A 13,828-nucleotide genomic window follows, 5' to 3' on the forward strand; every position below is an offset into this window, starting at 1 on the left:
TTTCGCTATCCCGATGAAGAGAGAGCAAACGCCTCCGCGCCTGCGGAAGGCCGGGACGGGGAACATCAATGCCATCGATCAAAACCGATATCGAAATCGCGCGTGCTGCGGCCAAGAAGCCGATCTTCGAAATAGGGGCGAAGCTCGGCATCTCGGTCGAGCATCTCGTTCCCTACGGTCACGACAAGGCAAAGGTCAGTGCCGAGTTCATTGCCGGGCAAACGGGCAAGAGGGACGGCAGGCTGATCCTCGTCACCGCGATCAATCCGACGCCGGCGGGCGAGGGCAAGACGACAACCACCGTCGGGCTCGGCGACGGGCTGAACCGAATCGGCAAGAAAGCCATCGTCTGCATCCGCGAGGCTTCTCTCGGCCCCTGCTTCGGCGTCAAGGGCGGTGCGGCCGGTGGCGGTTATGCGCAGGTCGTGCCGATGGAAGACATCAACTTGCATTTCACCGGCGATTTCCATGCGATCACCTCGGCGCACAATCTCTTGGCGGCGATGATCGACAATCACATCTACTGGGGCAACGAAGAGAATATCGACATTCGCCGCATCACCTGGCGGCGGGTCATGGATATGAACGACCGGGCGCTCAGGAGCATGGTGTCCTCGCTCGGCGGTGTGGCCAACGGTTTCCCGCGCCAGGGCGGGTTCGACATCACCGTCGCCTCCGAGGTGATGGCGATCCTCTGCCTTGCCACCGATCTCAAGGATCTGGAGCGGCGGCTCGGCGATATCATCGTCGGCTATCGCTTCGACAGGACGCCGGTGCATGCGCGCGACCTCAAAGCCGACGGCGCCATGGCAGTGCTCCTGAAAGATGCGATGCAGCCGAATCTCGTGCAGACGCTGGAGAATAACCCGGCCTTCGTGCATGGCGGTCCTTTCGCCAACATCGCCCATGGCTGCAATTCGGTGACGGCGACGAAGACGGCGCTGAAGCTTGGTGACTATGTGGTGACGGAAGCGGGTTTCGGGGCCGATCTCGGCGCCGAGAAATTCTTCGACATCAAGTGCCGCAAGGCCGGGCTGAAGCCGGATGCAGCGGTCATCGTCGCAACCGTCCGGGCGCTGAAGATGAATGGCGGTGTGAAGAAGGAAGATCTCGGCACGGAGGATGTCGCGGCGCTGAAGAAGGGCTGTGCCAATCTTGGCCGCCACGTCGCCAATGTGCGCCGGTTCGGGGTGCCGGTCGTGGTGGCGATCAACCATTTCGTCTCCGATACCGACGCCGAGATCGCGGCGGTGAAGGAATTCGTCTCCCGGCTCGGTGCCGAGGCGATCCTCTGCCGCCACTGGGCGCTGGGTTCGGCCGGCATCGAGGAACTGGCGCACAAGGTGGTGGAACTGGCCGAATCCGGTCAGGCGAAATTCCAGCCGCTTTATGGCGACGACATTTCGCTGTTCGAGAAGATCGAAATCGTTGCCTCGAAGATCTACCATGCCGGCGAGGTGACGGCCGACAAGGCGGTGCGCGACCAGTTGCAGACATGGGAGGAGCAGGGCTATGGCAAGCTGCCGGTCTGCATGGCGAAGACGCAATATTCCTTCTCCACCGATCCGAACCTGCGCGGTGCGCCGGAAGGCCACATCGTCACCGTGCGCGAGGTGCGGCTTTCGGCGGGAGCTGGCTTCGTCGTCGCCATCACCGGCGAGATCATGACAATGCCCGGCCTGCCGAAATCGCCGTCGGCGGAGCGGATTTTCCTGAACGACCAGGGTTACATCGAAGGCTTGTTCTGAGCCGGCGACGGTTTGCCAAAGCGCTCGAGCAGGCGGCGCTCGCGGCGCTTTTCAAAGTCCGGATCGATGAACAGCCAGATGAAAAGGCTTTGCGGCGCCCCGAGAAACAGCATTCCGATGGCAAAGCCCCAATGCAATTCACCGGTAAAGATAAAGCCGACAGCGACGATCAGGAGAACCGCGAAGACGTTCGCTATGATCTTCATTTGCCGCTGATCCCTCCACCCATTTGCAGCTTCTATCTGGTTATTTCGCTGCACGATTCAAGCGAGGATCGCAGCCGCTGAATGATCAGTGGCAATAGCGATAGCCACCCTTTCTCTCGATCACGTCGAGGTGAAAATGGGTTTCGTGAGCGGCGTCGCTTTCCGGGTCGAGGACGGTGGTGAAAAAGAGGCAGCCGGCGGCGCTGACGGTGCGCTGGAAGGCGCCGGTCAGCGTCGGGTCCTCGCGGCGGGAGCGGACGGCGACATCTTCGCCTTTCTCGAAATGGAAGCTTGCAATATCGATGGCATTGCCGCGGGCATGTTCAGAGATCTTGCCGGTTCCGGCGCCGTTGCGCAGGCGGCACATATAGGACGTTGCCTGGTTGACAGTCGTGAGGCGGCCCTGCTCCGGCAGGGCGGCGGTGGCTGCCGGAATAACACTCTCTTTCATCCAGCGGGCAAGGGCGAGTGCGGCCGGGCAGCGGATCGTCGCCTCCGGCTTCAGCGTGATGCCGGGCAGGGCTTCGGAAACGACGATCGGCTTGTCGATGCCGCAGCCGTTGCCGTCGTCGATACGCGGCGCGTCCTTGAAGACGACGCCCAAGGCTTTGAGCGCGGCGGTGCATTCGGCGTGCTTGGCATCGCTTTCGGGTTCGATCGTCAGGTGCTGCTCTTCGAGTGTCTGTTCGGCAGGCGGCTTGTTGTCTTCCGCCGGCGGCTGTGGGCCTTTGCCCGGCGGCAGCGGCGGGCCCTGCATCGGTTCTGCCGGCGCGGGCTTTATCGGTTCGGGCTTTGGCCGTTCGGGTTTTGCCGGTTCGGTTTGGGGCGCCGACGGCTGGTCGGGCGCCGGTGTCTCCGGCTCCTTCACATCAGGCTTTGGCTGAGGTGCGGGCACATCATCCGGTGCCGGCGGTTCGGCCTTATCGCGCAGCGGGGTGGGGCTGGTCGTATCGCTGGTATCCGGTCGAGGTTGGGGTAAGGGGCCGTGCGGGGGCAGGCGGGCACCGGCAAGAAAGGTGGCTGCGGCCAGAAGGATCGCCAGTATCGAAAGTTTTCTCAACGCATCCGTTTCCGTCATGTCGATCGCGTAGGGGTAACGCATTATGGCGGTTTTCGTTGCAATTGCGCAACGCAAGGGAGGATCGTTAAAACTTGATAATAATATTCAACATAACTTTCCAAGTTATGTTGACAAAACCTCTCATGTTTTTTATGCGGCGAAAAGAAGGCGGAATTTTGCATCGTCTTCATCCGCAAAAGCCCAGCCAGCCCCTCGAGCGTTCGACGCGCCACGACCAGCCAGCCCGGTAATCATCATGAGAGGGTAGGTTATGATCGTCCGGTATTGGCGCTCGGTGCTATTGGTCTGCACGGCAGCCGCAGTTGTTCTTCCAGTTTCGCAGTCTTTCGCGCAGAGCGCTCCGGCAACCACGCCGCAAGCGACGACGGATGACAGCACCGTTCTGCAGAAGATCGTCGTCAAGGGCAAACGCGTGGCGCCGGGCAGCGTCGCCGATACGCCGCTTGCGACGGAGATCACCCAGAAGCAATTGGAAGAGAAGCAGGTCACCAATTACGACGATATCGGCCGCAGCGTCGATGCGGGCGTGAACTATTCGCGCGGCGACGCAGGCTTCAACCTGCGCGGCCTTTCCGGTGCTCGCATCCTGACCACCATCGACGGAATTCCGATCCCTTATATTTCGAACAGCTCGCGCCAGGGCGCTTTTGCGCCTGCCAACGCCAATGGCGGCGGCGACACCTTCGATTTCGATTCGCTGTCTTCGCTCGATATCGTGCGCGGCGCAGATTCGAGCAAGGGCGGTTCCGGCATGCTCGGCGGCGCCATCGTTCTCAATACGCTGGAGCCGGAGGATCTCATTCTTGAAGGCCGGGACTGGGGTGCGATCGTCAAGTCGACCTATGACAGCGAAGACAGGAGCCTTTCCGGCTCGGCTGCCGCCGCCAAGAAGATCGGCGGCACGTCGATCCTGTTCCAGGGCGGCTACCGCAAAGGCCATGAACGCGACAATATGGGCGATAACGACAGCTATGGTCGTTTCCGTACCGAGGCGAATCCGGCTGACTTCGATCAGAACAACCTGCTCTTCAAGCTGCGCCAGGACCTGGAAGGCGGTCATCGCATCGGCCTGACGGCGGAACGGTTCCGCCGCGATCTCAAGACCGACCTGAGAGAGCTGCAGGGAACCGGACGCCCCTACATGATCGACAATTATGACGGCCGCGAACTGCGCGATCGCGATCGTGTATCGCTCGATTATGACTATGAAGCGCAGTCTTCAGATACGTTCTTCAGCAGTGCGCGCGCCACGCTTTATTGGCTGGATTTGAAGAAGGAAGCCGGCAGCAGGGGCCGCACGACCGCCAATGTCGCCTATGGCCGTAACAACGAGGTCGAAAACGAAACCTGGGGCTTCAGCGGCGCCGCGACGAAGGATTTCGAATATTCCGGTCTCAACCACTCTGTTCGCGTCGGCCTCGACGTCGGCGTCTCCAGCTGGAGCCAATATAGCTGGGCTCTTTGCCCCACGTCGACCACTTGCCCGTCGCTGAACAACCAGGCCGAAGTTCCCAATGTGGACAGCCAGACTCTTGGTCTTATTGTCGAAGATAAGATCGAAATCGGCAACACCGGCTTCGCGCTGACACCCGGCTTCCGCTTCGACTGGTTCAACTACGATCCTTCGACCGGCGGCGGTTTTGCCAATAATACCGGCCTTACGCGTTTCGGTGGTCTTCGCGACCGGACGGAAGCCGCCCTGTCGCCGAAGATCCTTGCGACATACGACCTGACGCCTGATGTAGAGCTCTACATGCAGTTGTCCGTCGGCTTCCGCGCGCCCACCGTGGACGAGCTCTACAGCCGTTTCTACAACCCCACGGGTCGCTACGCCCAGCTCGGCAATCCCGATCTGGAACCGGAAATCGGCCGCGGCATCGAAGTCGGCGCCAATTTTGACACGGGTGATGTTGCCGGAAGGGTCGCGCTTTTCCACACCCGCTACCAGAACTTCATCCAGACGGTGACGAGCGTCGACGCGACCGGATTCACGGAGTTCAATTACACGAACGTGGCAGCAGCCACGATCTCGGGTATTGAAGCCAGCGCCGTCAAGACCTTCAACAACGGCATCAATCTGCATGCCTCGCTTGCCTATGCCTATGGCAGGAACGAGGAAACTACCCAGCGGCTGCGATCGGTGGCGCCGTTCAAGGCGATCGTCGGTGGCGGCTGGAGCAACGAGACCTTCGGCTTCGACCTTTCCTCGACGCTTTCGGCCGGCATGCTGACCGACCACCTCAATACGCCCGTCACCAACACCGCCGACACCACATTCGATGCGCCAGGCTACGGTGTCGTCGATCTGACGGCATGGTGGACGCCGGAGCAGATGAAGGGTCTGCGCATCCAGGGGGGTGTCTACAACATCTTCGATCAGGAGCATTACAACGCGCTCGCCGTGCGCGAGGTCAACCTGAGCTCGGCGACGGCATCGCAGCCGCAGGAGTGGTATTCCGAGCCGGGCCGTACCTTCAAGGTCTCGCTCACCAAGACATTCTGATTGCGGATTACGCGTTCAAGATTGGGGGCAGGGGCGGCTTTCGGGCTGCCCCTTTCATTCGCGCAATCGCCTCTTGCGCGGCGGCTGATCTCAGGCTAACAATTTTCCCATGATCAAGTCCTTGAACATTGCTGTTTGGTGGTGGGCTCGCTAAGGCGGCCTCGACCAATCGTGTCCAAAGACGACGACGAGTGAGCCGCCCGAAACTTCGAGGCGGCTTTTTTATTTATCGCCGCCTGTCGTCCGGGCCCCGATAACGGAGTGGAACAATGGTAACGATCCTGCGGGATGATGGTGCGGAAATCTACGAGACCAAGGGCGGCATATCCGTCACGCGGCAGCGGCGGGCGATCCCTTACAGCGATGCTGTCTCTTCCTATATCGACAAGCTCGACGAGCGCCGCGGTGCGGTGTTCTCGTCGAACTACGAATATCCGGGCCGTTACACACGCTGGGACACCGCCGTCGTCGATCCGCCGCTCGGCATCTCTTCCTTCGGGCGCGATGTCTGGATCGAAGCCTATAACGAACGCGGCGAAGTGCTGCTCGGCTTCGTGACCGAGCGGCTGAAAACGGTGCCCGACCTCGTGCTCGGCGCTTCCTCCGCCCGGCGGCTCGACCTCTCGGTCAAGGCACCGGACCGGGTGTTTACCGAGGAAGAGCGCTCGAAGATGCCGACGGTCTTTACCGTGCTGCGCGCCGTCACCGACCTCTTCTATTCGCAGGCGGATGCGAGCCTCGGTCTCTACGGCGCCTTCGGCTACGACATCGCCTTCCAGTTCGACGCGATCGAGCTGAAGCTGACGCGGCCCTCCGATCAGCGCGACATGGTGCTCTACCTGCCCGATGAGATCCTCGTCGTCGACAACTACGCCGCCAAGGCCTGGATCGACCGTTACGATTTCGAGAAAGGCGGGGTGACGACGGAAGGGAAGGCTCAAGACATCGCGCCGGAGCCGTTCAAGCACACGGATGCCATTCCGCCGAAAAGCGATCACCGGCCGGGCGAATATGCCGAGCTAGTCGTCAAGGCGAAGGAAAGCTTCCGCAAGGGCGACCTCTTCGAAGTCGTGCCAGGGCAGAAATTCATGGAGCGCTGCGACAGCAAGCCTTCCGACATTTCCAGGCGGCTGAAGGCGATCAATCCGTCGCCCTATTCCTTCTTCATCAATCTCGGTCATCAGGAATATCTGGTCGGAGCCTCGCCCGAAATGTTCGTGCGCGTCTCCGGCCGGCGCATCGAGACCTGCCCGATTTCAGGCACGATCAAGCGCGGCGACGACCCGATCGCCGACAGCGAGCAGATCCTGAAGCTTTTGAATTCGAAGAAGGACGAATCCGAGCTGACCATGTGTTCCGATGTCGACCGCAACGATAAGAGCCGCGTCTGCGAGCCTGGCTCGGTCAAGGTGATCGGCCGCCGGCAGATCGAGATGTATTCGCGCCTTATTCATACCGTCGACCATATCGAGGGCAGGCTGCGCGACGACATGGACGCCTTTGACGGTTTCCTCAGCCACGCCTGGGCCGTCACCGTCACCGGCGCCCCGAAGCTCTGGGCAATGCGCTTCATCGAGAGCCGTGAAAAGAGCCCGCGCGCATGGTATGGTGGGGCGATCGGCATGGTCGGCTTCAACGGCGACATGAACACCGGCCTGACGCTGCGCACCGTGCGCATCAAGGACGGTATCGCCGAGGTGCGCGCCGGCGCGACCCTGCTCAACGATTCCGACCCGCACGAAGAAGAAGCCGAAACAGAACTGAAGGCCTCTGCCATGCTTTCCGCCATCCGAGACGCCAAGACCGGCAATTCCGGCAAGATCCAGCGCGACGTCGCAAGCGTCGGCAAGGGCGTCAACATCCTTCTCGTCGACCATGAGGACAGTTTCGTCCACACGCTCGCCAACTATTTCCGCCAGACGGGGGCAACGGTTTCGACTGTGCGCACGCCGGTGCCGGAGGAAATTTTCGACCGGCTGAACCCGGACCTGGTCGTGCTGTCGCCGGGGCCCGGAACGCCGAAGGATTTCGACTGCAAGGCGACGATCAAGAAGGCGCGGGCGCGCAACCTGCCGATCTTCGGCGTCTGCCTCGGCCTGCAGGCGCTCGCCGAAGCCTATGGCGGGGAACTGCGTCATCTGGCGCTGCCGATGCATGGCAAGCCCTCGCGCATCCGCGTGCTGGAGCCGGGCATCGTCTTCTCCGGTCTTGCTAAGGAAGTGACGGTCGGCCGCTACCACTCGATCTTTGCCGATCCCTCCACGCTGCCGCGTGAGTTCATCATCACGGCGGAAAGCGAAGACGGCACGATCATGGGCATCGAACACGCCAAGGAGCCGATCGCCGCGGTGCAGTTCCACCCGGAATCGATCATGACGCTCGGCGGCGATGCCGGCATGCGGATGATCGAAAATGTCGTGGCGCATCTGGCGCGCAAGGTGAAGACGAAAGCTGCCTGAGTGCAATGCCATCTCGCTCTTCCTGCTTGCGGGAAAAGCGAGGCGGGCATTCCGATCGGGCGGAGAAACGCGGACAGGCACGGCAGAGCCTGGTTGACTTCTTGCGACAAATCAGAACATTTCAGGAACGATCAATTGGAGCCCGTCGCCGTGGCCAATGCTGAAAAGTTCATCATTCTCCCCTACCGCAAGAACCGCGGCAATCTCGTGCCCGGCGAAATGCGCCAGGCTTCCAACTCCGTCAGCGCCGAAAAGATCGCCTCGGCGATGGCAGGGCGTTTCGTCGGCGTGGCAGCCTATGCGGTGATCGTCGACGAGGAAACCGGCGACATGTCTTCACCGCGACTGCTGGCGCGATATGGCGAGATTGCCGATCTCAACGCTGCCTGAGGTCCCGTTTTCACCATGGAGACGTCGCTATACCTGCCGGTCAAAGCCTTCCTGGAGGCCGCCGGTTATGTCGTGAAGGGTGAGGTCGGAAAATGCGATCTCGTCGGCTTGAGCGATGGTGAGCCACCGGTCGTGGTGGTCTGCGAATTGAAACTCTCCTTCAATCTCGAGCTCGTTCTCCAGGCAGTCGACCGTGCGGCGATGAGCGATGAAGTCTGGATCGCGGCACGCGTTTCGGCCAAGGGACGCGGGCGAGAGGCCGACAGGCGCTACCGCGACCTCTGCCGGCGGCTCGGCATCGGCATGCTCGGCGTCTCCGACGGCGGGGAGGTCAGCATCATCGTCAGTTCGATCTCGCCAATGCCCCGGACAAACCCGAAGCGGCGCTCGCGCCTCGTCAGTGAGCACCAGCGCCGCCGTGGCGATCCCGCCGTCGGTGGCGGTTCGCGCGCCCCGATCATGACCGCCTATCGTCAGCAGGCGCTGCTCTGCGCCTCGGCACTCGAGCAGGGCCTGAAGCGGCCGCGGGACATGAAGGCGCTTGCGGCCAATGCCGGAGCGATCCTGCGCGACAATGTCTATGGATGGTTCGAGCGTATAGAAAAGGGCATCTACGCCCTGACGCCGGCAGGGCAGGCCGCGCTGTTGCGCTGGCCGCAGCCTGTCCTTTCCGACCCGGCTCCTTGAACCGGTCTTGATCGAGAAGCCGCCGTCTGTGAACAAGGTTTCATTCCCTTTGACAAATCCTCCTTCATCACCCATATCACCTTCAACTGAACCGCCTTCGCGATAGCCGCGTGGGCGGTTTTGCGTTTCAATGGCTTAAGAGCTGCAATTCATTCGCAACCGCAGGGGGACGATATGAGTGACAACGGCGACCTTACGGTTCGGACGCTGGCGATGTGGGGGATTCCGCTGTCGCTCGGCGTCATGGGCCTGAAGATGGTGGCCTGGTGGGTCACCGGTTCGGTGGCACTTCTGTCGGACGGGCTCGAATCGACGGTCAACGTCGTTGCCGCTTTCATCGCCTTTTTCGTCATCCGCTATGCGCAGAAGCCGGCCGATCACGACCATCCTTTCGGCCATCACAAGGCGGAATATCTGTCCGCCGTCACCGAGGGCGTGCTGATCGTCGTCGCCGCACTTCTGATCGTCAACGAGGCCGTCGGCTACCTCGCCGAGCCGCGCATGCTGGATGCGCCCGTGCTCGGCCTCGCGATCAATGTCGCGGCCGGCGTCATCAATGCGGTCTGGGCGCGGCTGTTGATCCGGACCGGGCGCAAACACCGCTCGGCGGCGCTTGCCGCCGACGGGCAGCATATCATGTCCGATGTGGTGACCTCCGCCGGCGTGCTCGTCGGCCTGCTGCTGGCGCTGGCGACCGGTTATGCGATCTTCGACCCGGTGCTTGCCATTCTCGTTGCCGTCAACATCCTTTATCAGGGCTGGAAAGTGATCTCGCAATCGATCGGCGGGCTGATGGACCAGGCCGTCTATCCGCTGGAGGAAGAGGCGATCAAGCAGGCGATTGCCACCCATGCAGCGGGTTCGATCGGTGTGCACGACCTGAAGACCAGGCGGGCCGGCGCTGTCACCTTCATCGATTTTCATATGGTGGTGCCCGGCACTATGTCCGTGCGGCAGGCGCATGATATATGCGACCGCCTTGAGGATGCCATCAGTGCGGTGCATGAGGGCGCCAAAATTGCCATTCACGTGGAGCCGGAGGGTGAAAAGGCCCATGGCATCCGCGTCAAAGTCGTCAAGGAGGCATGATGCCGAATACCGATACCTCCAGCCTGTCGATGCTGGGCCAGCAGACCGAAACCGCACAATCGCCGGAGGTGGCGGTGCTTGAAAAGGTGCCGTCCAACCATGCCGGCACCGACTATGTCGTGCGTTTCACCGCGCCGGAATTCACCTCGCTCTGCCCCATGACCGGGCAGCCGGATTTTGCTCATATCGTCATCGATTACATTCCGGGCGAATGGCTGGTGGAATCGAAATCGCTGAAGCTCTTCCTGCATTCCTTCCGCAATCACGGCGCTTTCCATGAGGATTGCTCGATCTACATCGCCAAGCGCATCGTCGAGCTGCTCGATCCCAAGTGGCTCAGGATCGGCGCCTACTGGTATCCGCGCGGCGGCATTCCGATCGACGTGTTCTGGCAGACGGGCAAGCCGCCGGAAGGCGTCTGGCTGCCGGAACAGGGCGTTGCCACCTATCGCGGACGTGGGTGAGCCGCGGTCGGGCGCAGCCCGAGCAATCGATCCAGTGAATCGATTGCAGCGGTGAACGCCCTGAGCCCAAGCGAAGGGCCGGGATACGGTGCGGCAATCGAATACCAATTGCCACCCATCCTTGTCGGTTAAACCTCACACATCCGTAACGTCGCCGGACGAGTCATCACTGTAATCGTCGCCGTCGTCGTAATCGGCCTGCTGTACATTGGCATTGTCGTCATCGGCAGCGTTGTCGGACGCCTGACGGGTGTCGTCGTTGCCGTAATAATTGTTGATGACGGTTTCCTCGGTGGGGGCGCTGGCGTTGCCGAAGGGGCTGGCGCCGAAGGGCGAGCCCCAGCCGAGCGAGGACATGTGGTTGCCGAAGATGCCGCTCAGCGAGTTGGCAAGCAGCATGCCGCCGGCAACGCCGGCTGCCGTGCCGAGCGCGCCGCGCAGGAAGCTGCCGCCGGCCGATGGCGCATAGGCCTGCTGGCTCCAGGGGCCGGTCGGCTGCTGCTGCGGCTGGCGGCCATCGCGGTCGTAACCGCGGGAATCGTCATAGGCGCGGGATTGCTGCCCCCAAGGACCGGGATTGGACGGGACGGGTGCGGGCTGCTGCGTCTGGGTGTTGCCGAAGATCGAGCTCAAAAAGCCGCCGCCTTGTTCGGCCTGCCGGTGTTCGCTCGCGCCGGCTTCCAGCTGGCGGACATGCTCCTCGAGTTCCTTGATATGGTTGGCGGCGGCTTCCAGCCCCTTTTCCTGAACGATGACGGCCTGGGCGAGGTAATATGTGGCGGAGGGTTGCTCGCGCGTCGCCTGGTCGATCAGGGCCTCGGCGTCGCGGTCGCGCGGCTGGGCCGCTGCGGTGCGCACGCGGTCGAAGAGGGCGGTCAGCAATTGGCGTTCTTCGGGTGACATGTCCTGCCTCCTGTTGGTCCGGAGCGCTGCCGTGTCCGACCGGACGCGTAAAGCCCGCTCCATGATTTTTCGGTGCAGCTATCGCTGCGTGAGGTTGAGGTAGGAACCGATTCAGGCTTTTCAAAGCCTTTCACCGTTACATTTCAGTAAGGCTTGCAGAACGGCGCGCGGCTTCTTAAGGATATCTCCATCGCTTCGGTGCCTTGTGTTTTTCCCGCATTGTTTTAGGCATTGAGTCGCACTATGTGCGGGGAAGCCGAATTCATCTCCAAGAGGTTCGAATGAACGACGAAGACCAGGACGACAAGACGAAGGAACTGCCGCTCGGCAAGGAAACGGAGGCGAATCTTTTCAAGTCGCGTTCGATCTTCATCTACGGACCGATCAATCAGGAATTGGCGCAGAAGGTCTGCTCGCAGCTCGTGGCGCTTGCCGCGGCCAGCGACGAGGACATCCGCATCTATGTGAATTCGCCCGGCGGCCACGTCGAATCCGGCGATTCCATCCATGACATGATCAAGTTCATCAAGCCGAAGGTCTGGATGATTGGCACGGGCTGGGTCGCCTCCGCCGGTGCGCTGATCTATGTCGCCGCTCCGAAGGAGCAGCGCCTGTGCCTGCCGAACACCCGCTTCCTGCTGCACCAACCCTCGGGCGGCACGCGCGGCATGGCATCCGACATCGAGATCCAGGCACGCGAGATCATCAAGATGAACGAGCGCCTGAACAAGATCATGGCGGCGGCCACCGGCCAGCCGCTCGAAAAGATCGCCAGGGATACGGATCGCGACTACTGGCTGTCGGCGGAAGAGGCGAGGGACTATGGCCTCGTCTCGCGGATCGTGACGTCGCAGGCCGATATCTGAGTTTTCTCGGCCAAAAACCGTCGGAGCGCCCTTGCCTGTGGATATCAGGCGAGGGCGTTTTGGTTAGGCCGGCAAGGGGAGGCCGGCATTGAGATGCAGGACCTGAACGGAAAGGGCTGAATTCGGACTTGCGCCTGCGGCAACCGTCATGCTCCATGCGCCATTCCCGCAGATCGCGAGTCCCGCCATGCTCAAAGATTTTTCCGTCCAGGCCCTGTTCATGGGGCTGCTGACCGCCTTCGTCGGTTCCGCCAGCTCGTTTGCCGTCGTGCTGCACGGGCTTGAGGCGATCGGTGCTACGGATGCGCAGGCGGCGTCTGGGCTGATGGCATTATCGATCTCCATGGGCGTCTGCGCGATCGTGCTCTGTGCCATCACGCGATTGCCGATCAGCATCGCCTGGTCGACGCCGGGTGCTGCACTGCTGGCCAGCACCGGGCCGATCGAAGGCGGCTTCAATGCGGCGGTCGGGGCCTTCCTGATCTGTGCCGCGCTGATTATCGTCGCGGGGCTGTTCAAGCCGCTCGGCCGGGCGGTCGCTGCCATTCCCGCACCGCTTGCCAATGCGATGCTGTCAGGCGTGCTGATCGGCCTCTGCTTCGCGCCGGTAAAGGCGATCGGCTTCAATCCGCTCCTCGGCCTGCCGATCGTCATCGCCTGGATTGTCGTCGGCGCCTTCAAGCGCCTCTGGGCGGTGCCGGCGGCGCTCGCAGCCTTCGTGCTGGTGCTCGCCTTCGGTGTCGATATTCCCGCTGGCGCCTTCGCCTCGCTCGAACAATCGCTGGTGCCGACCGCGGAAATCGTCCGGCCGGTATTCAATCTTGCCGGCCTCGTCTCGATCGCATTGCCGCTGTTCATCGTGACCATGGCTTCGCAGAACATTCCGGGCATCGCGGTGCTGAAGGTCAATCATTACGATCCGAAGCCAGGTCCACTCTTTGCCGTCACCGGCTTTTTCTCGCTGCTGTCGGCCCCGTTCGGCGGCCATGCGGTCAATTTGGCGGCAATCACCGCGGCGATGTGCGCCGGGCAGGATGCCCACACCGATCCGAAGAGGCGCTATTGGGCAGCGCTGATCGCCGGCATCGGTTATGTCATCCTCGGGCTGCTCGCCGGCGCGGTGACGGCTTTCGTCGCGCTTGCGCCACCGATCCTGATCCAGGCGGTGGCCGGGCTGGCGCTGGTCGGGGCTTTCTCCTCCTCGGCAATGTCGGCCTTCCAGGCGCCGGATTCGCGTGAGGCGGCCGCGATCACCTTCCTCGTCACCGCCTCCGGCGTTTCCTTCGGCGGCATTTCCGGCGCTTTCTGGGGCCTGATCGCCGGCGGGCTGATGTTGGCGCTGTCGCGGCTGGTGAGCGTTTGGAAAGACCGACGCCAGCTGCGGTAGCGGACTGTCGTTGCGGTCGGCGGCCAAAAGCCTGGGCAAGGGCTT

Annotated in this window: 12 protein-coding genes; 9 read left to right on the forward strand and 3 right to left on the reverse strand. The window is 62.0% G+C overall.

Annotation, left to right across the window (positions count from 1 at the left end; all coding sequences use genetic code 11):
* Window positions 1-68: 68 nt before the first annotated feature.
* On the forward strand, window positions 69-1,748 hold the full coding sequence (locus tag ATY75_RS03055; RefSeq protein ID WP_088936429.1) for a formate--tetrahydrofolate ligase: 1,680 nt from the start codon (window positions 69-71) through the stop codon (window positions 1,746-1,748).
* Here the strand turns inward: ATY75_RS03055 and ATY75_RS03060 are convergent.
* Together ATY75_RS03060 and ATY75_RS03065 are read right to left on the reverse strand one after the other, a co-directional pair.
* On the reverse strand, window positions 1,727-1,954 hold the full coding sequence (locus ATY75_RS03060; RefSeq protein WP_088936430.1) for a hypothetical protein: 228 nt from the start codon (window positions 1,952-1,954) through the stop codon (window positions 1,727-1,729). The two genes, ATY75_RS03055 and ATY75_RS03060, sit on opposite strands and share 22 nt — an antisense overlap.
* Before the next feature lie 85 nt (window positions 1,955-2,039).
* Window positions 2,040-3,032, reverse strand: a complete 993-nt coding sequence (locus ATY75_RS03065; protein WP_088936522.1) for an extensin family protein — start codon at window positions 3,030-3,032, stop codon at window positions 2,040-2,042.
* Window positions 3,033-3,285: 253 nt separating this feature from the next.
* On the opposite strand from ATY75_RS03065, the gene ATY75_RS03070 reads away from it, so the two are divergent.
* The 6 genes from ATY75_RS03070 (at window position 3,286) to queF (ending at window position 10,627) form a co-directional block, all read left to right on the forward strand.
* On the forward strand, window positions 3,286-5,538 hold the full coding sequence (locus ATY75_RS03070; RefSeq protein ID WP_088936431.1) for a TonB-dependent hemoglobin/transferrin/lactoferrin family receptor: 2,253 nt from the start codon (window positions 3,286-3,288) through the stop codon (window positions 5,536-5,538).
* A 269-nt stretch (window positions 5,539-5,807) separates the two neighbouring features.
* Complete coding sequence (locus ATY75_RS03075; protein ID WP_088936432.1) at window positions 5,808-7,997, forward strand: anthranilate synthase; 2,190 nt, start codon at window positions 5,808-5,810, stop codon at window positions 7,995-7,997.
* 150 nt (window positions 7,998-8,147) lie between these two features.
* The gene (locus tag ATY75_RS03080) at window positions 8,148-8,387 is read left to right on the forward strand and encodes a hypothetical protein (protein ID WP_088936523.1); all 240 of its coding nucleotides are present in this window, start codon (window positions 8,148-8,150) and stop codon (window positions 8,385-8,387) included.
* Window positions 8,388-8,402: 15 nt separating this feature from the next.
* Entirely contained in the window at window positions 8,403-9,074 is a 672-nt protein-coding gene (locus ATY75_RS03085) for a DUF2161 family putative PD-(D/E)XK-type phosphodiesterase (RefSeq protein ID WP_088936433.1), read from the forward strand.
* A gap of 174 nt (window positions 9,075-9,248) precedes the next feature.
* Window positions 9,249-10,163, forward strand: a complete 915-nt coding sequence (gene emfA / locus ATY75_RS03090; RefSeq protein WP_088936434.1) for a CDF family cation efflux transporter EmfA — start codon at window positions 9,249-9,251, stop codon at window positions 10,161-10,163.
* Window positions 10,163-10,627, forward strand: a complete 465-nt coding sequence (gene queF, locus ATY75_RS03095) for a preQ(1) synthase (protein ID WP_064840052.1) — start codon at window positions 10,163-10,165, stop codon at window positions 10,625-10,627. The genes emfA and queF overlap by 1 nt, the downstream gene beginning before the upstream one ends.
* Window positions 10,628-10,762: 135 nt before the next feature.
* Here the strand turns inward: queF and ATY75_RS03100 are convergent, their stop codons facing one another.
* Complete coding sequence (locus tag ATY75_RS03100; protein WP_064840050.1) at window positions 10,763-11,530, reverse strand: DUF2076 domain-containing protein; 768 nt, start codon at window positions 11,528-11,530, stop codon at window positions 10,763-10,765.
* 281 nt (window positions 11,531-11,811) lie between these two features.
* Here ATY75_RS03100 and ATY75_RS03105 point away from each other — a divergent pair, with 281 nt between their 5' ends.
* Together ATY75_RS03105 and ATY75_RS03110 are read left to right on the forward strand one after the other, a co-directional pair.
* Window positions 11,812-12,396: an ATP-dependent Clp protease proteolytic subunit gene (locus tag ATY75_RS03105; protein WP_088936435.1), complete on the forward strand. Its 585-nt coding sequence runs from the start codon at window positions 11,812-11,814 to the stop codon at window positions 12,394-12,396.
* A gap of 187 nt (window positions 12,397-12,583) precedes the next feature.
* Window positions 12,584-13,783, forward strand: a complete 1,200-nt coding sequence (locus tag ATY75_RS03110; RefSeq protein ID WP_088936524.1) for a benzoate/H(+) symporter BenE family transporter — start codon at window positions 12,584-12,586, stop codon at window positions 13,781-13,783.
* Window positions 13,784-13,828: the final 45 nt, after the last annotated feature.

Origin of the sequence: Rhizobium sp. N122 (assembly GCF_002211295.1) — a bacterium.
Lineage (GTDB): Bacteria > Pseudomonadota > Alphaproteobacteria > Rhizobiales > Rhizobiaceae > Rhizobium.

Bases quoted from the DNA above. Each gene is read 5' to 3' on its own strand.
- ATY75_RS03055 (WP_088936429.1), top strand. From the start codon at position 69: ATGCCATCGATCAAAACCGATATCGAAATCGCGCGTGCTGCGGCCAAG.
- ATY75_RS03060 (WP_088936430.1), bottom strand. From the start codon at position 1,954: ATGAAGATCATAGCGAACGTCTTCGCGGTTCTCCTGATCGTCGCTGTC.
- ATY75_RS03065 (WP_088936522.1), bottom strand. From the start codon at position 3,032: ATGACGGAAACGGATGCGTTGAGAAAACTTTCGATACTGGCGATCCTT.
- ATY75_RS03070 (WP_088936431.1), top strand. From the start codon at position 3,286: ATGATCGTCCGGTATTGGCGCTCGGTGCTATTGGTCTGCACGGCAGCC.
- ATY75_RS03075 (WP_088936432.1), top strand. From the start codon at position 5,808: ATGGTAACGATCCTGCGGGATGATGGTGCGGAAATCTACGAGACCAAG.
- ATY75_RS03085 (WP_088936433.1), top strand. From the start codon at position 8,403: ATGGAGACGTCGCTATACCTGCCGGTCAAAGCCTTCCTGGAGGCCGCC.
- emfA (WP_088936434.1), top strand. From the start codon at position 9,249: ATGAGTGACAACGGCGACCTTACGGTTCGGACGCTGGCGATGTGGGGG.
- queF (WP_064840052.1), top strand. From the start codon at position 10,163: ATGCCGAATACCGATACCTCCAGCCTGTCGATGCTGGGCCAGCAGACC.
- ATY75_RS03100 (WP_064840050.1), bottom strand. From the start codon at position 11,530: ATGTCACCCGAAGAACGCCAATTGCTGACCGCCCTCTTCGACCGCGTG.
- ATY75_RS03105 (WP_088936435.1), top strand. From the start codon at position 11,812: ATGAACGACGAAGACCAGGACGACAAGACGAAGGAACTGCCGCTCGGC.
- ATY75_RS03110 (WP_088936524.1), top strand. From the start codon at position 12,584: ATGCTCAAAGATTTTTCCGTCCAGGCCCTGTTCATGGGGCTGCTGACC.